This window comes from Peribacillus sp. AS_2, assembly GCF_026891895.1.
GTDB classification, from domain to species: domain Bacteria; phylum Bacillota; class Bacilli; order Bacillales; family DSM-1321; genus Peribacillus; species Peribacillus frigoritolerans.
Genome location: NZ_JAPTGA010000008.1, coordinates 106051 through 128466, shown reverse-complemented (window position 1 = coordinate 128466; position 22416 = coordinate 106051). Strand labels below are relative to the sequence as shown.

General features: G+C 42.2%; 19 protein-coding genes. 1 reads left to right on the top strand and 18 read right to left on the bottom strand.

All coding sequences use genetic code 11. The annotated features are described in order from the left end of the window. Nucleotides 1-28: 28 nt before the first annotated feature. The 15 genes from nrdR to OTG27_RS15880 form a co-directional block, all read right to left on the bottom strand. On the bottom strand, nt 29-496 hold the full coding sequence (gene nrdR, locus OTG27_RS15950) for a transcriptional regulator NrdR (RefSeq protein ID WP_268937408.1): 468 nt from the start codon (nt 494-496) through the stop codon (nt 29-31). Nucleotides 497-765: 269 nt separating this feature from the next. Beyond that, nucleotides 766-1146 carry an adenosylmethionine decarboxylase gene (gene speD, locus OTG27_RS15945; protein ID WP_034311443.1) on the bottom strand — a complete coding sequence of 127 codons (381 nt, stop codon included), beginning with the start codon at nt 1144-1146 and terminating at the stop codon, nt 766-768. A gap of 355 nt (nt 1147-1501) precedes the next feature. Next, on the bottom strand, nt 1502-2539 hold the full coding sequence (locus OTG27_RS15940; protein WP_057276696.1) for a glyceraldehyde-3-phosphate dehydrogenase: 1038 nt from the start codon (nt 2537-2539) through the stop codon (nt 1502-1504). 157 nt (nt 2540-2696) lie between these two features. Continuing rightward, nucleotides 2697-3296: a dephospho-CoA kinase gene (gene coaE / locus OTG27_RS15935; protein ID WP_063575506.1), complete on the bottom strand. Its 600-nt coding sequence runs from the start codon at nt 3294-3296 to the stop codon at nt 2697-2699. A gap of 22 nt (nt 3297-3318) precedes the next feature. Next, nucleotides 3319-3951 (bottom strand): sporulation membrane protein YtaF, encoded by a 633-nt coding sequence (ytaF, locus tag OTG27_RS15930; protein ID WP_034309090.1) that lies wholly within the window; start codon nt 3949-3951, stop codon nt 3319-3321. A gap of 79 nt (nt 3952-4030) precedes the next feature. Then, on the bottom strand, nt 4031-4861 hold the full coding sequence (gene mutM, locus OTG27_RS15925) for a DNA-formamidopyrimidine glycosylase (protein WP_268937407.1): 831 nt from the start codon (nt 4859-4861) through the stop codon (nt 4031-4033). Nucleotides 4862-4880: 19 nt separating this feature from the next. Continuing rightward, nucleotides 4881-7505, bottom strand: coding sequence for a DNA polymerase I (polA, locus tag OTG27_RS15920; protein ID WP_268937406.1), 2625 nt, complete (start codon nt 7503-7505; stop codon nt 4881-4883). 127 nt (nt 7506-7632) lie between these two features. Further along, nucleotides 7633-8565: a protease modulator HflC gene (gene hflC, locus OTG27_RS15915; RefSeq protein ID WP_034309097.1), complete on the bottom strand. Its 933-nt coding sequence runs from the start codon at nt 8563-8565 to the stop codon at nt 7633-7635. Continuing rightward, on the bottom strand, nt 8562-9596 hold the full coding sequence (gene hflK / locus OTG27_RS15910; protein ID WP_268937452.1) for an FtsH protease activity modulator HflK: 1035 nt from the start codon (nt 9594-9596) through the stop codon (nt 8562-8564). Before hflK ends, hflC begins: the two co-directional genes overlap by 4 nt. 397 nt (nt 9597-9993) lie before the next feature. Beyond that, complete coding sequence (gene pnpS, locus OTG27_RS15905) at nt 9994-11772, bottom strand: two-component system histidine kinase PnpS (protein ID WP_268937405.1); 1779 nt, start codon at nt 11770-11772, stop codon at nt 9994-9996. Further along, nucleotides 11769-12488 (bottom strand): response regulator transcription factor, encoded by a 720-nt coding sequence (locus OTG27_RS15900; RefSeq protein ID WP_034309100.1) that lies wholly within the window; start codon nt 12486-12488, stop codon nt 11769-11771. The genes pnpS and OTG27_RS15900 overlap by 4 nt, the downstream gene beginning before the upstream one ends. A 242-nt stretch (nt 12489-12730) precedes the next feature. Continuing rightward, a complete protein-coding gene (gene mdh / locus OTG27_RS15895) occupies nt 12731-13666 on the bottom strand; it encodes a malate dehydrogenase (RefSeq protein ID WP_268937404.1) in 936 nt (311 codons plus the stop codon). Nucleotides 13667-13787: 121 nt separating this feature from the next. After that, nucleotides 13788-15104, bottom strand: coding sequence for an NADP-dependent isocitrate dehydrogenase (gene icd, locus OTG27_RS15890; RefSeq protein WP_255256669.1), 1317 nt, complete (start codon nt 15102-15104; stop codon nt 13788-13790). 94 nt (nt 15105-15198) lie between these two features. Continuing rightward, nucleotides 15199-16314: a citrate synthase gene (gene citZ, locus OTG27_RS15885; protein ID WP_145504581.1), complete on the bottom strand. Its 1116-nt coding sequence runs from the start codon at nt 16312-16314 to the stop codon at nt 15199-15201. A gap of 539 nt (nt 16315-16853) precedes the next feature. Continuing rightward, entirely contained in the window at nt 16854-17315 is a 462-nt protein-coding gene (locus tag OTG27_RS15880) for a DUF441 domain-containing protein (RefSeq protein ID WP_034309113.1), read from the bottom strand. 193 nt (nt 17316-17508) lie between these two features. On the opposite strand from OTG27_RS15880, the gene ytvI reads away from it, so the two are divergent. After that, entirely contained in the window at nt 17509-18633 is a 1125-nt protein-coding gene (gene ytvI, locus OTG27_RS15875) for a sporulation integral membrane protein YtvI (RefSeq protein ID WP_063575499.1), read from the top strand. 87 nt (nt 18634-18720) lie between these two features. On the opposite strand, the gene aceA is transcribed toward ytvI, so the two are convergent. The 3 genes from aceA to OTG27_RS15860 form a co-directional block, all read right to left on the bottom strand. Then, nucleotides 18721-20004, bottom strand: a complete 1284-nt coding sequence (aceA, locus tag OTG27_RS15870; RefSeq protein ID WP_034309118.1) for an isocitrate lyase — start codon at nt 20002-20004, stop codon at nt 18721-18723. 38 nt (nt 20005-20042) lie between these two features. Beyond that, nucleotides 20043-21635 carry a malate synthase A gene (gene aceB / locus OTG27_RS15865; protein ID WP_268937403.1) on the bottom strand — a complete coding sequence of 531 codons (1593 nt, stop codon included), beginning with the start codon at nt 21633-21635 and terminating at the stop codon, nt 20043-20045. Between the two features lie 352 nt (nt 21636-21987). Continuing rightward, nucleotides 21988-22380 (bottom strand): FxsA family protein, encoded by a 393-nt coding sequence (locus OTG27_RS15860; RefSeq protein ID WP_034309123.1) that lies wholly within the window; start codon nt 22378-22380, stop codon nt 21988-21990. Between the last annotated feature and the right edge of the window lie 36 nt (nt 22381-22416).

Below are 22416 nucleotides of genomic sequence, written 5' to 3'. Positions count from 1 at the left end.
GTAGTGAAAAAAGAGCCAAAGTGAATCTTCAGCTCTGCTTTCTTTCTTTATTTATTAAATCTTTCAGTTCATCAATAAAGACATTGATATCTTTAAATTGTCGATAGACGGATGCGAACCTTACATAGGCAACCTCATCGACTTCTGCCAGCTTGTCCATTACCATTTCGCCGACACTGTCGCTTTTCACTTCCGATATGCCCTGGTTGCGTAGTTCTTTTTCTACATAACTGGTAATTTGCTCTAGTTCTTTCAAGGGAACCGGACGTTTTTCGCAAGCCCTGATTAAGCCACGCAGGATTTTATCACGACTGAACTCTTCACGTGTCCCGCCCTTTTTCACTACAATAAGCGGTGTTTCCTCCACCTTTTCAAATGTCGTGAATCGAAAACCACATGCCTCACATTCACGGCGTCGTCGAATCGATTTACTTTCATCGACTGGCCTGGAATCGAGCACTCTTGTTCCGTTATATTGACATGATGGGCATTTCATCATTATCAGCTCCGTATTTTATGTAGGACTCCCCTATCTAAATGTTCCCCAAGGAATTACTTCTCTATCTTAATCTTATATTAAAAGGAACGGACAGTACAAGTAAAAAGTGTAACTTCCGGCAGCAGGCACTTTTTGTTCTGCCGTTGAAGCACCGTTGCCAAGGGCATTGTGCTTCAAGGCAATCCTCTCCAATAAAGTGAATCAGACTGCCGATTCATTGCATTAAAAAAGAGATGCACCCATGGCATCTCTGTGTATACATTTTTTTATAGGGCACTTATATTGGCTTTTTTCATTTGTACAGGACCTAATCCACGTGGTAATTCTATGTTTTCACGTGTTTGCGCATTCAAAGCTTCTGCAATATAATCTGCCGCAATATTCGGATCCAAGTTACCGCATGTATAGACATCAATGCTCGCATAGCCGTGTTCTGGAAAACTGTGAATCGTTAAGTGTGATTCAGAAATGATGACAACCCCGCTGACTCCTTGTGGAGCAAATTTGTGAAAGGCAACTTCTCGTACCTCTGCACCTGATTTCAAAGCAGCGTCAACAAAAATCTTTTCAATTAAATCGATATTGTTCAGTTTTTCAAAGTCACAACCCCAAAGTTCAGAAATGACATGTCTACCCATTGTTTCCATAGTGTAAGCTGTTTCCATATTAAGCTTCCCCCTTACCATGATTTAAAAATAAGTTCTGATAACTACCACGGGGGAAAGTTAGTCCAAAGAGGTCCTAACCCTTTAAGTAGCCATCATGCAAACCGTTTTGAAGAAGTTCACGATTCATAGTATATATGGTTTGAATTTTTTTTGCAACTCCAAATTGAATTTTTGGAAAGATAAACTTTATATGTAATGGGGATATAGCGAAGGTTCCAATGTGGAGCAAATTCCGTCTTTTGTTTATTCAGTGCCATAAAGCAGCCGGGAATTCATGGATCACTGCATGAAAAATAGCCCGCTAAAAAATTTTAGCAGGCTCGGGTTTTTCATTTTATTTTACTGATAATTCGACTTCGGACATTTTTTTCAACTCGGAGCCAACCAATTTTACAAGGTCCACTACACGGTTGGAGTAACCCCACTCATTATCATACCAAGCAAGGACCTTCACTTTCCTGTCACCGATCATCATCGTAGTCAATCCATCGATGATTGCAGAGTGTGGATTCGTTTTGAAATCACTGGAAACTAAAGGTTCCATCGTGAATTCCATGATTCCTTTGAGTTCATTTTCTGAAGCATCGATGAAGGCTTGGTTCACTTCTTCAATCGTGACATCACGGTTCAAATCCACAACAAGATCGACTAAAGATACGTTTGGTGTCGGTACGCGTATCGCCATTCCATGAAGTTTGCCTTTTAATTGCGGCAACACTAGTGAGATGGCTTTTGCAGCTCCTGTAGTCGTAGGAATCATGCTTTCCGCAGCGGCACGGGCACGTCTTAAGTCTTTGTGCGGGTTATCGATATTATTTTGATCATTTGTATAAGAATGTATCGTTGTCATTAAACCGTTGTTTATGCCGAATTTTTCATCAAGCACTTTTGCAACAGGTCCAAGGCAGTTCGTTGTACAAGATGCATTGGATATGACGAAATGCTTGTCAATTTCCAGCACCTCCTGATTCACTCCCATTACAATGGTAACGTCTTCATTTTTACCCGGGGCTGATAATATTACTCTTTTTGCTCCTGCGTCTAAATGAAGAGCCGCTTTAGAACGATCATTGAATTTGCCAGTGGCTTCAATTACAATATCTATGTTCATCTCTTTCCAAGGCAATAGCTTTGGATCGCGGTTATTTATTAGTTTTACTTGGCGGCCATTCACTACTAGTGAATCATCTTCAGCTATAATGATACCGTCGAATTTACCATGTATCGTATCATATTTTAGTAAGTGTGCTAAAGTTTCAGCTGGATAGCTTGCATTTATTGCAACAATGTCCAAACTCTCGTCTAATATGGCTTTTCGGAAAACCATTCTTCCAATTCTCCCAAATCCGTTAATCGCTATTCTTGAATTCATTGTTCGGACCCTCCAGAAATATTAGTGTTATACTTATTACCTTTCACATGTAATTAGTATAACATAATTCAGAGGAAATGTGCTAATAAAAATGCGGATTGTTTTATTTTTTCAACATAAAAAGAAGAAACCGGGCGGTTTCTTCTTTTTATCATGATTATATGACATACCATTCGCTAAGTATGGCCTTAACTTGCCGCTTCGTTTCATTAATGTCACCATTATTATCGATGACAGCATCCGCTAAGGCCTTTTTATCGGCCAAGGGCATTTGCGAATTGATCCTGGCAAGTGCCTCCGCCTCCGAAAGACCATTCCTATTCATTAATCGCTTCAATTGTACTTGCTCATCCACATAGATCAAAAGCGTCTTATCCACCATGAATGTCAGCTTGCTTTCGAATAGGAGCGGAATATCCATGAACACCGTTTCTTCTCCTGATGATAGTGCCGCTTCCGTTTTCAGCCGCATCCAATTCCTGACGGCAGGATGCACGATGCCATTCAACAGCAATCTCTTTTCTTGATCATTAAATATGATCGACCCAAGCTTTACGCGATCTATATTCCCATCCGTCAATAAGATATCTTCTCCAAATGCTTTCACAACTTGGTGATAGGCTTCTTCACCTGGCTCAACGACAGCACGGGAAGCCAGATCTGCATCGACAATCGTGAATCCGAGTTCCTGTAAATAGAGGCTGACGGTGCTTTTCCCACTGGCAATGCCTCCGGTGATTCCGATGATTTGTCCCATAAGCTCCCCCCTTTTAACCTTATCATAACTTGAATAAACCGATGATGATCAATAATACACCTGGGAGAAAGGTCAAATGCTGAACAACTTTATTATTTGAAAGCAATTTTCCGCTTTGAATTCCGCTCCAAATGAAAATCGAACTCATAACAGCGATGCACCCTGCGAGGATGATCGGTGAAATCCCGATCATAGCCGCTCCAACTCCTGCCCCGAACGCATCCAGCGAAAGTGCAAACCCCAGAACAAGCGCTTCAACACCTGTTATCGTACCTGATTTATCAAAATCGGCATTCAATGGTTTTTGTAAAATATTAATGACTACCCCAAGTGATTTAATTTCAAAATTAAAGATGATCTTTTCATGATATCTATCATCTTTCAAATCCTTTTCAGGCTTAAAATACTGGTATACCATCCAGGCACCAAGAAAAATGAGGATGATGCCGCCTGTTTTTTCAGCCGCCCCGATAGATATGAGCTGACTGATGAATTGTCCGATGACCATCGCTATACCTAAACTCAATGCAGAACAAAATGAGATGACCGCTATTGACCTTAAGGGGATTTTCATCTTCCGCATACCGAATGTCAAACCGACGCCAAATCCGTCAATACTAACTGCAAAAGCGAGAAAAATAATTTGTAGCCACATCGGAATATTACTCCTTCCCTACTCGTTGCTACCCTAGTATATGGAAGGAGCCCATCCGATGTGTTTGAATAAACATGACCTATTTTAGCGGCTGGCATGACGGGCAAATATGTGTGCCGCGTCCTGCAACAACCAGTTTTTCAAGTGGCGTGCCGCATGTTTTGCAGTTCTCGCCTTTTCTTCCATAAACATTCAGTTCCAACTGAAACATGCCGATTTGCCCTTGGGAATTAATGTATGAACGAATCGTGCTTCCGCCTTTTTCCACAGCTTCACCTAACGTCGCAATGATTTCAGCATGCAACGTTTCGATTTCCTGCAACGAGAGTGAAGATGCCACTCTCTCCGGATGGATACCGGAACGGAATAACGACTCGTCCACATATATATTCCCAATCCCGACGACAACGGTTTGATCAAGGAGAACGGGCTTGATTTTCCTGTTGGTTCTTGCCAACTTCGCACGAAGACCTTCGACAGTAAAATCTTCGGATAACGGTTCAGGCCCTAAGTGCAGCAGGGGCAACTGTTCAAATTCTTCCCCTTTGGCAAATAGATGCATCGTTCCGAATTTCCGGACATCCCTGTACCGAAGTTCACTGCCATCAGTGAAAGTGAAGATCACATGGGTATGCTTATCATACGGCTCTTCTTTTGGATGAACGCCGTATTTCCCTTCCATTCTTAAATGCGAAACCAGCGAATAATCATCCAAGGTGAAAATGAGGAACTTGCCCCGACGGCCTATTGCAGAAATCGTCTGCCCCCTTAAGGCATCCTGAAACTGTTCGACAGGCTCAGGCGCTTTAATGATCTTTGGCCAGAAAACGGACACTTCCTTGATCTCTTTTCCGAGTACGAGCTGCTCTAACGTTCTTCTGACTGTTTCCACTTCTGGAAGTTCTGGCATTGCAATCACCTATCTTTTATTATTTGGCATCAAACCATGTTGGCCCGAAAGCATAATCCACTTTAAGGGGCACGTTCAATTCAATGGCATTTTCCATTTCCTCCGGAACGATCACTTTAAGGATTTCGAGTTCCTCAGGAGGGGTTTCAAAAATCAATTCATCATGAACCTGTAGAAGCATTCTCGTTTTGAGCCCCTCCTTTTTCAGGCGTTTATTCATGTTGATCATGGCAAGCTTGATGATATCAGCGGCACTGCCTTGAATCGGCGTGTTCATCGCTGTCCGTTCGGCAAAACTCCTGATGTTGAAATTCCTGCTTGTTATCTCAGGTATATATCGCCTTCTTTGCATCAGAGTCGTGCTATATCCTTTTTGACGGGCCTCATGTATGCTTTCTTCCATATATTCCTGAACACCTGGAAAGCTTCGTAAATACTTCTCGATGAACTCTCCAGCTTCTTTTCTCGTGATTCCAAGACTTTGCGATAGTCCGTAATCACTTATACCATAAACGATTCCGAAGTTGACCGCTTTGGCATGGCGCCTCATGTTCGAGGTGACTTGATCTGCCGATACATGGAATACGTCCATGGCTGTCCTTGTATGGATGTCCATCCCGGCCTGGAATGCTTCCACCAATCCGCTGTCATTGGCGATATGCGCCAGGACACGTAATTCGATCTGGGAGTAGTCGGCAGCAAAAATGATCCAATCCTTTTCGGAAGGAATGAAGGCCTGCCTGATTTTCCTTCCTTCTTCCAGTCTGATCGGGATATTCTGGAGATTGGGATCTGTAGAACTTAACCGGCCGGTCTGGGTCAATGCTTGGTTGAACCGGGTGTGAACCTTGTCCGTTTTGCCATTGACCACTTTAAGCAATCCTTCAATGTAAGTAGATTGCAGCTTACCAAGCTGGCGATACAACAGTATTTCCTTAACGATATCATGCTTGCTCTCCAGTTTTTCCAATACATCGGCTGAAGTCGAATAACCTGTTTTGGTTTTCTTCATGACCGGAAGCTCCAACTTTTCAAACAGGATGGCCCCAAGCTGTTTAGGTGAATTGATATTGAATGCCTCTCCAGCCAATTCGAAAATTCGCGCTTCGATATTTCTTAAGCGAATGGCTAATTCCTGTCCCATGTTTTTCAGTCGGCCTATGTCCACCTTGATTCCCTGCCATTCCATATTTGCCAGGATGATCGACAAGGGCAGCTCCAGTTCCGTAAATAGGTGATACTGCTCGAACTCTTGCAGCTTATCTATCATCGGTTCTTTCAGTGAAAAGATCGCCTTCGATTTTCTGGCGATATGCTCCCTCAATTCCGCTTCCTCAGGTATTTTGCGTTTTGCACCTTTTCCATAAAAAACGTCATCTGTTTCAAGCCGGATAGTACCTTGGGTTTTCGTGATTTCTGCGACTTCGTCCACTGACTCTGCCGGATCAAGGATGTAGGATGCCAAAAACACATCAAAATCGATGCCTTTTATTTCGACTCCCCGATGACGCAGTGCCACGACCGTACGCTTCGCATCGAAAACCGTTTTCTTTTTTGTTTCATCCTCTGCCCAGGATTTAAATGCATCGGAACTCAGAGCATCCTCTCCATTGAAGTAAAAATGACCTTGTTCATTACTGATGGCGATCCCTATTATGTCGGCTCGATGATAATTATCTTCTAAAATTTCAACATACAAGGCACTTTCATCTGCAAACATTCCTTCTGTCATTTCAGCAGTGTGTACCTCTATCTTCTCCTGTTCAATCGGTGCGCTTTCCGTTACATCCAATTTATCGAGTAAAGTCGAAAAACCAAGCTCCTTATAGAATGAGATGACCCGATCCTGATCCATGCCCGTGTACTCGGTCTCGTTAACGGAAACTTCAAGCGGCGCTTCCCTCGTTATCGTAGCCAGCTCTTTGCTTAATAAGGCCAGGTCTTTATGTTCTTCAATTTTCTCTTTCAATTTTTGTCCGCTTACCTCATCAATCGACTGCAGAAGGTTTTCAACCGTTTCAAATTGATGCAATAATTTAAGGGCAGTCTTTTCACCAACACCCGGAATACCGGGGATATTGTCGGAGGCATCTCCCATCAGCCCTTTTAAATCAATGATTTGCAAAGGGGATAGACCGTATTTTTCATGTATATGCTTTGGAGTGTATTCCTCAATTTCAGTAATCCCCTTTTTCGTGATGGAAACTGTCGTACTAGGGGAGGATAATTGCGTTAAGTCCTTATCACCGGAAATGACCTTCACTTCAAAACCATCTTTTTCCGCTTGTAAAGACAGCGTACCGATAATATCATCGGCTTCGTAGTTCTCCAGTTCATACCTTTTTATTTGAAAACAATCAAGCAGCTCCCGAATGAAAGGGAATTGCTCGGATAATTCTGGCGGCGTTTTTTGGCGCCCCCCCTTATATTCTTTAAATGATGCATGCCTGAATGTCGTTTTACCCGCATCGAATGCCACAAGTATGTGCGTTGGCTTTTCTTCTTCAAGAATGCGGTTGAGCATCATGGTGAATCCGTACACGGAATTCGTATGGACCCCCTTATCATTATTCAAGAGCGGAAGCGCAAAAAACGCACGGTATGCAATGCTGTTTCCATCTATGAGCACTAGCTTTTTATCCAAATCCGTCTTCCTCCAGTCATACAGGTTTATGTAGTTATAGCTCCTATATAAAAACGCAAAAAGCCGTTCATTTTCCTTCTCTATTCTACCATGAGTAGAAGCGGAAAGAAAAATGACGGCATCAAGGTTATTTTGTATTTCCCATCAACAAGCTGGCATAAGGGGAATCAGAAGGCAGAACGATGACCGTTTGATCTCCAATCGTTTTCTTGTAGGATTCAAGAGTCCGGTATAGTTTATAGAATTCGGGGTCTTTGGAAAACGATTTATTATAGATTTTCGCTGCTTCCCCTTCCCCTTCTGCCCTGATCACTTCTGCATCAGCCTCCGCAGTAGAAAGCAGTTCCTTCACTTTCCGATCGGTATCCGCAATGATACGGTTTTTCTTCGCATCACCTTTGGACAGGTATTCTTGCGCTTTCGATTCCCGCTCGGAAATCATCCTCTTGAAGACGGATGCTTCGTTTTCGGAAGGCAGGTCAGTCCGCTTGATCCGGACATCCGTCAAGCTGATTCCATAACTGTCCTTTTGCAGCAAATCGTTGACTTTTTCGGTTATGCGGTCGTTTAAACTTCCCCTGGATGACTTCTCATCGTTGATGATTTCATCATAATTCAGCTGGCCCAGCTCTGAACGAACTGCCGAATAGATGAACTCTTCCATTTTCGTTTCGGCATTCTCAAGTGTCCTTGCATTTGTAATCAATTTCTTCGGATCTTCTATTCTCCAAACTGCATAGTTATCGATCAGCATCCTTTTTTTATCTTTCGTATTGATTTCCGCTTCGGAAACATCGGAAGTCATCTGATACTTCGGTAAGGTCATGATACTCTGAATGAATGGCACCTTCGCCTTCAATCCCGGAGTCTTATCGATCCTTACCACCTCACCGAATTGGCGGACGACCTTGTATTCGCCCTCTTTGACGATATAGACATTGGTGAAGATGATTAGCAGCAGCGCGATGAAAATAATCAGGAAAATGCCGATTCTCACATAGCCCCTCCAATGAAAATCCCCTTTTTTCAACTCAGAGAAATCTATTATTTTTCCACTCATTGTTTAGTGCCCCCTTCCCCTGTCGCTTTTTCTTCCGATGCATTCCCTTTTTTCGTTTCTTCACCAGGTATGGCGGCTTCATCAGTGGCAGGAGTTTTTTTCGTTTCCTCCTTTTCAAGCGAGCGAAGCGGCAAGTACTTCATTGTGTTTCCATCATCATTCATAATATAAATCTCAGCATTCGGCAATACTTCCTCAAGGGTCTCAATAATTAGACGGTCCTTCGTAATCCCCTTATTGCCTTTATACTCACTGAGTAATTTTTCAAAGACCGCTACATCCCCGCGGGCAGCTTCCGTACGGGCAGCTTTATCCCCATTGGCCTGTGAAATGATGGCATCTTTTTCCCCTTCCGCTTCATTCATCCGCTTATTTTCATATTTATCCGCTTCGTTAATTTTCGTATTCGCCGTTTCACGGGCATCCGTTACATTGGTAAATGCTTTCCGCACTTCTTCATTCGGTAACTCCACGTCCTGGAGTTTAACCGCAGATATGGAAATCCCAACATCATACTTCTCCATTAGCTGTGACAATAAATCGCGTACATCCGCTTCGATTTGCGCTTTACCAGATGTAAGGGCATCATCGATTTTCGTGCTGCCGATTATGCTCCGTAATGCAGCTGAAGTCGTATCGTATAATATTTTTTCTGGATCTTCTGCATTGTATAGATAGTTTGGAGGGTCGGTGATTTTCCACTGAACGACTAGGTCGGCCAGCACAATATTTTCATCACCCGTAATCATTTTGGTCTCACTCGGGTAATCCTTCACCTCTCCATCCTCTTCCTTATATCCAAATTTAAGACTGAATGTTTCTTTGGATAATTTCTCGACCGATTGAATCGGCCAAGGCAGTTTAAAGTGAAGTCCTGGTTCCGTTATCGTCTCCTCCACTTTACCAAACGTCATTATGACAGCTTGATCGGATTCATCAACCGTGTACCAGGTCGATATCGCCACTACACCCAAAATTAAAATAAGAAAGACAAGTCCTGTAATTGTATATATCCTTTTTAAGCTAACGATATGTATCACCCCTTCTTTGCAGTTATATCTTATTTACGCAAGAAAGGGCCTAAAGTTTCATAAAAATCAAATATTTTCCCAGAAAAATAGGATAGAGGAATGGTTCCAGGTGATTATAGCCAAAATTAAAAGACAGAGACCATGTCTCTGCCTACAGTTTATTAAGGGGTTTAGTACGAGTTGAATGTTGATCAACTTAGACGCTATTCCTACAGGAGTTTTCTACCTGTTCCAATCATCTTGTTTTAAAATTTTGGTTGAACTTCTAAATAATCAAACAGAGACTATGTCTCTGTCAATGTTTAACTCCTTGGATGAGGGGTTGTACAACCATTGTACCCCTGCATTATGAAGTCCGTTTTAAGGAATTGTAAAGGACATGTAAATAAAATGCCCGCTACATTTCCCCTTTTAAGCTTTTATTTAAAGTGACTGTAAAAGTCGTCCCTGTTCCAGGTGTGCTTTCCACGTTGATTTTACCTTTATGGACTTCTATTATATGCTTGACGATTGCCAGTCCAATGCCCGTTCCTCCTGAATCGCGGCTCCTCGCCTTATCGATCCGGTAGAACCGTTCAAAGATCCTTGGCAGTTCTTTTTCTTCGATGCCGATCCCGTTGTCTTGAACTGTAATATCGACGGTCTGTTCATTTTCAATGATGTCAACGGTGACCCTGCCGCCATTTGGTGTATAGGTCAATGCGTTCGTAATCAAATTGATGAAAACCTGTTTGATCCTGTCAGATTCCCCTTCAATGAAAACTGGTTCCGGGGATGTTTTAATTTCAAGGGATACTTCTTTTTCCCTCAGCTTGCCTATAAGCATCTCTTGTATTTCGCCAAGCACTTTCGTAATATCCACGACCCCTGCGTTTAAAACGAATTCCTGCTGCTCCATTTTGGATAAATTCAGCAGCTCCTGAATGAGTTCTTGCAGCCGGTCACTTTCTTTCAAGATAATCGATAAAAAGTGCTTTAAGGTCTTTTCATCTTTTAAGGCTCCATCTAACAATGTTTCAGAGAAGCCTTTAATTGAAGTGATCGGAGTCCTCAATTCATGGGACACATTGGCCACGAAATCCTTCCGCATCTGCTCGAGCCTTTTCAATTCGGTGATATCATGGAAAATGAGGAGGATCCCCTTCCATTCGTCATGATTCCCGATTATTGGAGCGCCGTAAATCTCAAAATGCTTTCGTTCTATTGCAAGCGGTATCTTCACCTGCCGTTTTATCGTTTTTTCCGTTCGAAAGATTTCTTCGATGATGGCTATCACTTCCTGGTCTTTAATGACCGAATAATATTCCTGAAACAAAAACGTGGCGGCGTTCACACGGAAGCTTTTCTTGAATTCCCGGTTGATCAAGGTCGTATACCCTTTACTGTCTATCAGCAAGACCCCGCTACCGATATTCTCAACAAGAGTTTCCAAACGATCCTGATTCATTTCCCTCGCTATCTCTGTTTCCTGAAGATTCCTCGCCAATATGTTCAAGGAAGTTGTCAGCATTCCCGTTTCATCGGAATGCCTCCCGAATGTCCGGGTTCCGTAATTCCCTTTTGCCAGTTCAATGGCTGCCATCGTCGCCTCTTCGATCGGACGGGTATAATATGAAGTGATTTTACTCGCAAGCATCAGGATGATGATCAAGGCAACCCCTAAACAAATGATCAATATTTGCCACATTTGTTTATTCACTTGATGGATGGCCTCTATTTCATTGCTATGGACGACAAAGCCTTCGATCTCGCCGTCCTTTTCAACCGTCTTCCAATAATAATGGAGGTCCGATTCGCCTTCGACCACTTCATACCCTTCCCCATTCTTAAGCCCTTTTTCCAAAGTTATTTTGCGAAGGACATTGGCATGGCTTTTAAGTATTTCATTGGATGATGTCGAATCGTATAATATTTCCCCACTCGCGGAAAGAATGGTTAAATTAGAATCTAAAAGGGGTGTCAGTTTTGCCGTCTTCCCTTTTTCCAAAAAGGACTCGATCCCGCCATGCTCCTTAATATATGTAGAAATGAAAAATGTTTCGTTCTGTATACGCTCATTGAACGTTTTAATATAATAACTTTTGAACAAGTGCCCTAATAAAAAGCCCACGGCCATCAGGACGACCATCACCAATGTGATGAGGGTATATAAGAGCTTTTTACGATAGGTCGTCATTCTTTTTTAGGCTCCTCAAGCTTATACCCCAAGCCCCTTATCGTTTTAATATAGAGTGGTTTTTTTGTATCTTTCTCTATTTTTTCACGAAGATGGCTTATATGGACATCGACGATCCGTGAATCTCCCGCGAAATCATAATTCCATACCGCACTGAGAAGTTGATCCCTGGTCAGCACTCTTCCTTTATTCTTCGCCAAATATAAAAGTAATTCAAATTCCTTTGGAGTCAATTCTAATTGCTGTTCATCAAAGAATGCTTCGTATCGTTCCGGGAACACTTTCAATTCCCCCAATTTCAGGAGACCCTCTTCTTGATCCTGATTTGACTCACTTCCGTTCGATTGCAACTGGGATCTTCTTAAAATGGCTTTAATCCGGGCCACTACCTCCCTGGGACTAAATGGCTTGGTCAAGTAATCATCCGCCCCCAGTTCCAGTCCCAGCACCTTGTCAAATTCATCGTCCTTAGCTGTCAGCATCAAGATCGGTATATTGATTTTTTGCTGGCGAAGCTGCTTACATACTTCAAGCCCGTCCATTTTAGGCAGCATCAAATCCAATACCACTAAATCGGGTCGTATATCCACGGCAGCCTCCAGCCCTTGTTCTCCATCCAAAGCTGTGATCACCGTATAACCTGATTGTTCTAAATTGTACTGAAGTAAGGTAACTATTGATTGCTCATCATCCACTACGAGAATTTTCTTTGACATTAGATCCTCCTGAATTATGTATTACCCAAAAGACCAATTTATTGGTCTACTCATCCAATTCCATTATAAAGAATATTATATGAAATTTACACATAAAAAAAACGGAAATAAAGTTATTCCTATCTTCAGCAGGCAGATTATCCGTTCCAGGGTTCTTTTGAACGGATTAAAAAACTGCCCGGAGTCGGAATAAGGCGCCTTGGCCTTTTCTTCCAATATCCGGGCAGTCCGATTATGATCTTTTATTGAAGGACTTGCATGACTGCTTTAACTGATTCAACAGATTTTGAAAGTGCCGCTTTTTCGCCTTCAGTCAAATCAAGTTCGATGATTTGTTCAATACCGTTTGCACCAAGCACAGTCGGCACTCCAAGGTAGATACCTTCAAATCCGTATTCACCTTCGAGATAAGCGATTGACGGAAGAACGCGACGTTGATCTTTAAGGATCGCTTCAGCCATTTCCACCAGGGATGCAGCCGGTGCATAATAGGCGCTTCCGTTTCCTAGAAGGTTTACGATTTCCCCGCCGCCTGTGCGGGTACGAGCCACTATTGCTTCTAAACGATCTTGAGGGATCAATTTTTCCAAAGGAATTCCGCCTGCATAAGAGTAACGCACTAGAGGAACCATATCGTCTCCGTGTCCGCCAAGTACGAATCCAGTTACATCTTTAACGGATAAGTTTAATTCTTGAGCCACGAAAGTGCGGAAACGAGCTGTATCAAGAACACCTGATTGTCCGATAACGCGTTCTTTAGGGAAACCGGATTCTTTGTATACAGTATAAGTCATTGCATCTACAGGGTTAGTCAAAACGATGATTGTTGAATTAGGGGAATATTTAACGACTTCTTTAGTTACTGATTTCATAACTTTTTGGTTAGTTTGAACTAAGTCGTCACGGCTCATGCCGGGCTTACGGGCAATACCGGCAGTGATGATCACCACGTCGGAATCAGCTGTTTCTGCATAGTCGGATGTACCGATGATGTTAGCATCGAAACCTAGAACAGGTCCTGCTTCCGCCATATCAAGGGCTTTACCTTTTGTAGGGTTTTCAGCTTGCGGAATATCAACTAAAACGATATCACCAAGCTCTTTTTGAGCTGCCAGGAATGCTGCTGTAGCGCCAGTGAATCCAGCACCTACAACTGTGATTTTTTTACGTTTAGACATGTTATTTCCTCCTTAAAATATATAAATACTTTTGGAATACTTTTAACATCCTCTGAAAATATATATAAGCCTCCTGGAAAAGCAGCCCGTTCAGGCACTTTTCCAGAAAGCATATAATGAATTATTTAAGGTTTTTGATAAGCTCGTCAGCGAACTCAGAACATTTAACTTCCGTTGCACCATCCATTAGGCGGGCAAAGTCGTATGTAACAACTTTAGAAGCGATTGTTTGTTCCACTGATTTAGTGATGCTGTTTGCAGCTTCGTTCCAACCAAGGTGCTCAAGTAAAAGAACGCCTGAAAGAAGAACTGAAGATGGGTTAACTTTATCAAGACCAGCATATTTAGGAGCCGTTCCGTGAGTTGCTTCGAAGATGGCATGTCCAGTTTCGTAGTTGATGTTTGCTCCTGGAGCGATACCGATTCCGCCAACTTGTGCAGCTAATGCATCAGAAATGTAATCTCCGTTCAAGTTCATTGTTGCAACAACATCAAACTCTTTAGGACGAGTCAGGATTTGTTGTAAGAAGATATCGGCAATGGAATCTTTAACGATGATTTTGCCTTCAGCTTCAGCAGCAGATTGTGCTTTGTTAGCAGCTTCAGTGCCTTCAGCATCTTTAATTTTGTCATATTGGTTCCATGTGAACACTTTATCGGCGAATTCTTGTTCAGCAACTTCATAACCCCAAGTTTTGAATGCACCTTCTGTGAATTTCATGATGTTACCTTTATGAACAAGCGTTAATGATTTACGGCCTTCTTTGATCGCATAGTTAAGTGCAGCGCGAACAAGACGTTTTGTACCTTCTTCGGAAATCGGTTTAATTCCGATACCTGAAGTTTCAGGGAAACGAATTTTTTGAACACCGAATTCATTTTGAAGGAATTCGATTAATTTCTTAGCTTCGTCAGAACCTTTTGCATATTCGATACCAGCATAGATGTCTTCAGTGTTTTCACGGAAGATGACCATGTCAGTGTCTTCTGGACGTTTAACTGGTGAAGGTACACCATCAAAGTAACGTACTGGACGAAGACATACGAATAAGTCCAATACTTGACGCAATGCAACGTTCAATGAGCGGATACCGCCACCGATTGGAGTTGTAAGAGGTCCTTTAATAGCGATTAGATATTCGTTAATGACATCAAGAGTTTCTTGTGGAAGCCATTCGCCCGTTTGGTCAAATGCTTTTTGTCCAGCTAAAACTTCTTTCCATTCGATTTTCTTTTCGCCATTGTAAGCTTTTTCAACTGCTGCGTCTAAAACGCGGGATGCTGCAGCCCAGATATCAGGACCGATTCCGTCTCCCTCAATATAAGGAACGATTGGGTTGTTTGGTACGTTAAGAACACCGTTAGTAACTGTGATTTTTTGGCTTTGTGTCATGTCTCTTACCTCCGATTCAAATTCAAAGGTTAGATGGCCTGCCATTAAATAAAGCAGAACCACTAACCTTTTTTACTCACATCTATTAATTTACTACAAATTCGATGAAATAAAAAATGATTTTCGAAAAAACTTTTAATTAGCGGTTTTCAATCGGTACATATTTTTGCATACCTGGTCCAACATACTCTGCACGCGGACGGATAAGGCGGTTGTTTGAATATTGCTCAAGGATATGAGCGATCCAGCCTGAAGCACGGCTTACAGCAAAGATTGGTGTGAATAGGTCATGCTCGATGCCTAAACTGTGGTATACGGAAGCAGAATAGAAATCCACGTTCGGCGGAAGATTCTTTTGACCGGTTACGATTTCATGAATTTTGATGGACATATCATAATATTGCGGTTGTCCAGTAAGTTCAGTCAGTTTTTGTGACATTTCTTTAAGGTGTTTAGCACGAGGATCACCTTTACGGTATACACGGTGGCCAAAGCCCATGATTTTTTCTTTATTGGCTAATTTTTCGTTGATATATGGCTCAACGTTATCAACTGAACCAATTTCCGTTAGCATTTTCATGACTTGTTCGTTAGCCCCGCCGTGAAGTGGGCCTTTTAAAGCGCCGATGGCAGCAGTTACACCAGAATAGATATCAGCTAATGTAGCCACACAAACGCGTGCAGTGAATGTAGAAGCGTTTAATTCATGGTCAGCATGAAGAACCAATGCTTTGTTGAATGCTTCTTCTTCGATTGCCGTTGGTTCATTACCGCTTAACATATATAAGAAGTTAGCAGCAAAGCTTAAATCTGTACGTGGAGCAACAGCTTCTTTCCCTTGACGGACGCGAGCGAAAGTTGTTACCAATGTAGGGATTTTTGCTTGGATGCGGATTGCTTTACGATAGTTAGCTTCGTCACTCATTACATCTGCTTCTTCATCATAAAGACCAAGAAGGGATACTGCGGTGCGAAGAGCTCCCATTGGATGTACTTTATCAATTGGGTATGTTTTGAAGTGATTAACCACTTCAGCTGGAATTTCAGCATTTTCAGCAAGTTGTTTAGTTAATTCTTCTAGTTGGCTTTTGTTCGGAAGAGCTCCGTGCCATAAAAGATAGATTACTTCCTCGAATGTTGCGTTCGAAGCCAAATCATCGATGTCATAACCTACATACGTTAATGTGTCATCGATAATGGAGCTTACTGATGAAGTTGTTGCTACCACACCTTCAAGACCTTTTGTTGCTGTCATACTAAATCTCTCCTTTTCCTAGATATTCCCCTATGCCCTTGCTATTAGCGTATAAATGTAGCGCTTCCAAGAAATTAGCTATTGTAAACAACCATCTATTTTTTAGCAGAAGACATACATCTTGTATTGGAAGCGTTCACAGAATATGACCCCAACAATAGTAAAATGTACGATAATCTTTAATAAGAAATTCTAAAAATAATGCTTGTAGCTATTCCTAGTGAGCGCTTGCTCAATAACTACATCTTTTTTTAAGATTCCTCAAAAATATCAATGATATTCTGAATCCCAATTTTAATAAATCAGAGCAGTTACATGATTATTATAAACAATAAACACTTTTTTGGGAATGAAAAGCACTTAAAATGTGAAAAAATTATTATTTTATTAGAAAAATTAGCTCCATATTCTCTTGCTTTATTCATGCGTTTAAAATCGTTTTTTTCAAAAAAAATGTCCCAAAGCAGAATAAACGAAACATTAAATAGAAAATTTGCATTTCCAGTACTGACGGGCTTTTCTCCCCTTAGCCTCTCGCTTCATTTAAAAAAATTGAAGATCTGCATGCATAAATAAGCAATTCCTGCCCCGATTAACGGGCCGACAGCCACACCTTTGAATAAGGCGACCGCAAGAATCGTCCCAAATACAAGAGCGGTGGTAATGTGCGGATCATGCGACAGCAGTGTAATCCCATTTTTTGCTATGAGTGCAACGGCTATTCCGGATGCAAGTGCAATCCAGGCATAAGGGGATTTTATCGCGTCTCCTAGTTCCTTGAAACCAATCGCCCCGTTTGCTATGGGAATGAGAACGGAGATCGTGATGATCGTGACACCCAGGTTGATTCCTTTCGCTTCCAGGTATGGAAACACTTTAGCGTCAAGGCCAATCAGTTTCATGCTTAAAAGAAAACCCGCAGCCATGATCAGTGAGGTATTTTTCCCAAACCAACCGATTGCAGCAAGCAGAATTAAAAATACGACAGGACCGTTGATCATTATCCCTTCACCTTCTTCCTTCTGTTTTTTGTTATTTTAACATAACAAACTCCCTTGTTCATGGGAGAAAAATGATTTAAGGAACGATGCACCTGGAGAAAAAATTCAAAACGAAAGATGAAAGAATCTTTCCTTTCTTTTCCATCATCGTTACAATTATAATACAAACTTAATGGTTGAAGGAGGATATGACTTGAATCCGGTATATATGTATCGTTTCATTCGTTCTTTACTGGTCGTCGGAGGGATAATATTAGGTGGAATTGCCTTGTTTTATTTATCTAAATATACATATCCATTCATCATTGCCATGATCATCGCTTTCTTGATGAATCCCCTGGTCATTTTTTTCGAAAGGAAAGGGCGGCTGCCACGGGGGTTGGCTGTATTCGTTTCCCTTTTACTCATTTTCCTTTTATTTGCGGGTCTTATCACCTTACTGGTCACCGAGATCATTTCAGGGACCAATTACCTTGCCGGAGTCATCCCGAAACACATTGAAACCATCGTGGATTATATAGAAACATACATCGCTACCACCGTCATCCCTTTATATAATCAAATAGCTGCCATGTTCAATAATTTGGATACCGAACAGCAAGACACAATCCTCAAGAATATCCAAAATATCGGTGAATCCATCACGACGGGAGTAAGCGGCTTCATTCAAGCCTTCTTGAAGAACATCCCCACAATCATCGGATGGTTTCCAACTACAGCAACGGCACTCCTTTTTACTTTGCTTGGCACATTCTTCATCAGCAAAGATTGGGATACCTTCGGCCGCATGACCGGAAAAGTGTTGCCTGATAAGATTTTTGCGGGAGCAAAGCGGTTATTCAGGGATTTAAAACGGGCTTTATTCGGGTTCATCCGGGCACAATTCACTCTTGTTTCATTGACGACTGTCACGATTTTAATCGGATTTCTCATTTTAGGGGTGAATTATTCAATTACCATTGCCCTGATATGCGGACTGGTCGATATCATTCCCTATTTGGGGACAGGTACGATTTTCATTCCTTGGATCATCTTTGAATTCATTGCCGGGAATACAAGTCTCGCAATCGGTTTGTCCGTCCTTTACATAATCGTCGTTGTCCAGCGTCAGCTAATAGAGCCAAAAGTACTTTCATCCAGTATTGGTTTGGATCCGCTTGCCACTCTCATCGCCTTGTTCATCGGATTCAAATTGATCGGTTTCCTAGGTTTGATTGCAGGACCTGTCGTACTTGTCATATTCAATACACTTCAGCGTGCCCATGTCTTCAAGGCCATATGGACCTTCATCATCGGGGATACAAAGAAAACCACTTAAGGGAATCCAGACATCTATTAGCATTCACTCTTTTCCACTTAAAAATCCGCCTCGGGTACAAGGCGGATTTTTGGTTTTAAACTAGAATTATTTCGACGTCTCGAATTGTTCTGTTTCAGTAGAACCTGCAAGTGCTGTTGTGGATGATGTTCCACCAGAAACGACTTGTGCCACTTCATCAAAGTAACCCGTTCCCACTTCACGCTGATGACGTGTTGCTGTATAGCCATCCGGCTCACTAGCGAATTCCGCTTGTTGAAGCTCAGAGTATGCAGCCATGCCGCGTTCTTTATAACCAAGAGCAAGGTTGAACATGCTATGATTCAATGAATGGAAGCCTGCAAGTGTAACGAATTGGAATTTATAACCCAATTTACCCAATTCCACTTGATAATTGGCAATCTCTTCATCACTTAATTTCGCTTTCCAGTTAAATGATGGGGAACAATTGTAAGCAAGCAATTTTCCCGGGAACTCTGCATGGATGGCCTCTGCAAAGCGGCGAGCATCCGCTAGATTAGGTTCAGAAGTCTCACACCAGATAAGGTCGGCATATGGCGCATAAGCAAGGCCTCTTGCAATTGCTTGGTCAAGACCTGCATTCGTGCGGTAGAATCCTTCTGGAGTCCTTTCACCAGTGATGAATGGTGCATCGACCGGATCAATATCATCCGTGATCAAATCTGCAGCATCAGCATCCGTACGGGCAATCAAGATGGTCGGTGTACCCATTACATCTGCTGCCAATCGGGCGGAAACTAAATTACGTACTGCCGTTTGAGTAGGAAGAAGGACTTTACCGCCTAGGTGACCGCATTTTTTCTCGGAAGAAAGCTGGTCTTCGAAGTGAACGCCAGCCGCTCCAGCTTCGATCATGCCTTTCATTAATTCAAAGACGTTAAGGGAACCGCCAAAACCTGCTTCAGCATCCGCCACGATTGGAGCGAACCAATCGATATCATTTTTCCCTTCAGCAAAGCTGATTTGGTCTGCACGCTGAAGTGTCTGATTAATGCGTTTAACGACTTGCGGCACGGAGTTGGCTGGATATAAACTTTGGTCAGGGTACATTTGCCCTGCGATGTTAGCATCTGCCGCCACTTGCCAGCCGCTTAAGTAGATTGCTTTTAAACCAGCTTTCACCTGCTGCATGGCTTGGTTACCGGTCAATGCTCCTAATGCATTGATGAAATCCTCTGTTTTTAATAGATTCCATAGTTTTTCGGAACCGCGGCGTGCCAATGTTTGTTCAATATCGATGGAACCTCTTAGTTTAATGACTTCCTCGGCCGTATAAGGACGTTTAATACCAGTCCACCGTGAGTCATTTTCCCAGCTTTGTTGTAATTTTTGCGCTCTCTCATTCATCATCATTATTTCCTCCTATTTCATAATATATATTTTGAATATTAAGATAATTTTTCGTATGCCGCGTTAGTTAAGAAATCTGCAAAGTCATCCGCTTCAATCAATTGTTCAAATAGTTTAGTAGACTCTTCAAACTTTCCTGATTTGAAAGTTTCTTCCCCTACTTCCGATTTAATGACCGCCAATTCTTCTTCTTTGATTTGATGGAATAATTCCTCGGTTATTTTCCTGCCATCTTCGAGAATGCCTTTTGGATGACGGATCCATTGCCAGACTTGAGCCCTTGAAATTTCAGCGGTTGCAGCATCTTCCATTAAGTTATTGATAGGTGCCGCGCCTCTGCCGCTTAACCATGAGGCGATATATTGGATGCCTACATTAATATTCGTCCTTAAGCCTGCCTCTGTGATCGTTCCTTCCGGTACAGCCAGCAACTCCTGTGCTGTTACATGGACATCTTCCCGTTTCCGGAAAATTTGATTCGGTTTTGGGACGAGCAGGTCAAAAACCTCTTTTGCCGTGCTTACCATACCTGGGTGGGCAACCCATGTTCCATCATGACCGTCTCTTGCTTCGCGTTCTTTATCTGCCTTAACTTTCGAAAAAGCCTCATCGTTCTTAACCGGGTCATTTTTAACGGGAATTTGTGCCGCCATCCCGCCAATTGCAGGAGCATTACGGCTGTGACACGTTTTGATCGCCAGTAAGGAATACGCCCTCATGTTCGGGACAGTCATCGTGACCTGCTGCCGATCCGGGAAAATGACATCATCCGAGTTACGGAATTTTTTCAGGAAACTAAAGATATAATCCCAGCGGCCACAGTTCAGGCCTGCCGAATGTTCTTTCAGCTCGTACAGAATTTCGTCCATTTCGAATGCAGCAAGAATTGTTTCTATCAAGACCGTTGCCTTGATGGTTCCTTGCGGGATTCTCAAATCGTTCTGTGCATATACGAATATTTCATTCCATAATCTTGCTTCGAGATGGCTTTCCATTTTCGGTAAGTAAAAGTATGGACCGCTTTGTTTTTCGACCAATGCTTTTGCGTTGTGGTAAAAGTACAGTCCAAAGTCAAAAATGCTGGCTGATATAGGCTGTCCATCCAAAAGGACATGTTTTTCCTCCAAATGCCAGCCGCGTGGCCTTACCTTTAGCACAGCTGTTCTTTCATTTAATTCATACACTTTGCCATTTGGATTTTTAAATGAAATGGTTCCTCGGATTGCATCGCGCAGATTCAATTGGCCATCGATGCAATTCTCCCAAGTGGGTGAATTGGCATCTTCAAAGTCCGCCATGAATACATTGGCACCTGAGTTCATGGCATTTATGATCATTTTACGATCAACAGGTCCAGTGATTTCAACCCTGCGATCCTGCAAATCATTCGGGAGGGGCGCAATCGTCCAATCACTTTCACGAATATGCTTCGTTTCTTCAAGGAAATCAGGAAGCATGCCTTGATTCAGTTCTTCCTGAACGCTTTTCCGCCGTTCTAGAAGTTCTGCCCTTCTTCCACTGAAATGCCGTTCCATTCTTTCGATGAATTGAAGAGCTTCCGCTGTAAGTATTTGTTCATATCCTGGCTTAATGTTGCCTGTAATCTGTAAGCCTTTTGCTTCCGTAATCATGTTGCCTCTCCACACCCTTTCCAACTCTTTTTATGTTATAATACAGATGTTTTATTTCCTGTTTGTATTATATAACACGTTGTATAAATTTGTCACCAGTTTTTTCTAAAAAATCTAAAAAAAGATTTTTTAGCATGGAAAATCCTTATTTACCAATGTTTCCAAGAGTTAAACATTTAACAATCCTGTTATGATACACATTTCATTCTCGTGGATATCATCATTCAATGGTGAAACAGGGAGCCATTTGTAAAGCAAAAAAGCACCCCATAAAAAACCGGGATGTTGTTGCGGACCTTTTTCAAAGACCAAAAAGGCTGCCTAAAAGCTTACGCCTTTAGACAGCCTTATATTATTTATGCCGAATGATGGTAACTTTCCCTTTATTCATCCTGTTCATGATAAACCGGATAACAATCGGTTTGAGGAGATTCCGGGTTGGCGGAAACACAAGGATCAATCCCATGATATCCGAGATGAGCCCAGGGGACAGCAACAGTGCAGCTCCGATAAAGATACAGATTCCATCAATGATTTCATTTCCTGGCATCATTCCGTAACGAATCTGTTCCTGTGCCTTTTTCCACGTCTCCATCCCTTGCCGTTTAGCCAAATAAGCTCCGATCAAACCTGTGGCTACAATCAGGAACAGCGTTGGCCAAAAACCAATCAGATTACCTGACAGCAAAAGGACAATAATTTCAACGACCGGCATCGCAATGATAAACATTAAAAAATATTTCATCTTCATTCCTCCTGCACAGCCCATTTCTGGTGCGGT

Excerpts from the sequence above, each read along its gene's own strand:
- mutM (WP_268937407.1), bottom strand. The coding sequence starts at position 4,861 with ATGCCAGAACTTCCAGAAGTGGAAACAGTCAGAAGAACGTTAGAGCAG.
- aceB (WP_268937403.1), bottom strand. The coding sequence starts at position 21,635 with ATGATTACGGAAGCAAAAGGCTTACAGATTACAGGCAACATTAAGCCA.
- citZ (WP_145504581.1), bottom strand. The coding sequence starts at position 16,314 with ATGACAGCAACAAAAGGTCTTGAAGGTGTGGTAGCAACAACTTCATCA.
- nrdR (WP_268937408.1), bottom strand. The coding sequence starts at position 496 with ATGAAATGCCCATCATGTCAATATAACGGAACAAGAGTGCTCGATTCC.
- mdh (WP_268937404.1), bottom strand. The coding sequence starts at position 13,666 with ATGTCTAAACGTAAAAAAATCACAGTTGTAGGTGCTGGATTCACTGGC.
- OTG27_RS15940 (WP_057276696.1), bottom strand. The coding sequence starts at position 2,539 with ATGAATTCAAGAATAGCGATTAACGGATTTGGGAGAATTGGAAGAATG.
- aceA (WP_034309118.1), bottom strand. The coding sequence starts at position 20,004 with ATGATGAATGAGAGAGCGCAAAAATTACAACAAAGCTGGGAAAATGAC.
- hflC (WP_034309097.1), bottom strand. The coding sequence starts at position 8,565 with ATGAGTGGAAAAATAATAGATTTCTCTGAGTTGAAAAAAGGGGATTTT.
- OTG27_RS15880 (WP_034309113.1), bottom strand. The coding sequence starts at position 17,315 with ATGATCAACGGTCCTGTCGTATTTTTAATTCTGCTTGCTGCAATCGGT.
- pnpS (WP_268937405.1), bottom strand. The coding sequence starts at position 11,772 with ATGACGACCTATCGTAAAAAGCTCTTATATACCCTCATCACATTGGTG.
- coaE (WP_063575506.1), bottom strand. The coding sequence starts at position 3,296 with ATGGGACAAATCATCGGAATCACCGGAGGCATTGCCAGTGGGAAAAGC.
- OTG27_RS15900 (WP_034309100.1), bottom strand. The coding sequence starts at position 12,488 with ATGTCAAAGAAAATTCTCGTAGTGGATGATGAGCAATCAATAGTTACC.
- ytaF (WP_034309090.1), bottom strand. The coding sequence starts at position 3,951 with ATGTGGCTACAAATTATTTTTCTCGCTTTTGCAGTTAGTATTGACGGA.
- speD (WP_034311443.1), bottom strand. The coding sequence starts at position 1,146 with ATGGAAACAATGGGTAGACATGTCATTTCTGAACTTTGGGGTTGTGAC.
- icd (WP_255256669.1), bottom strand. The coding sequence starts at position 15,104 with ATGGCAGGCCATCTAACCTTTGAATTTGAATCGGAGGTAAGAGACATG.
- OTG27_RS15860 (WP_034309123.1), bottom strand. The coding sequence starts at position 22,380 with ATGAAATATTTTTTAATGTTTATCATTGCGATGCCGGTCGTTGAAATT.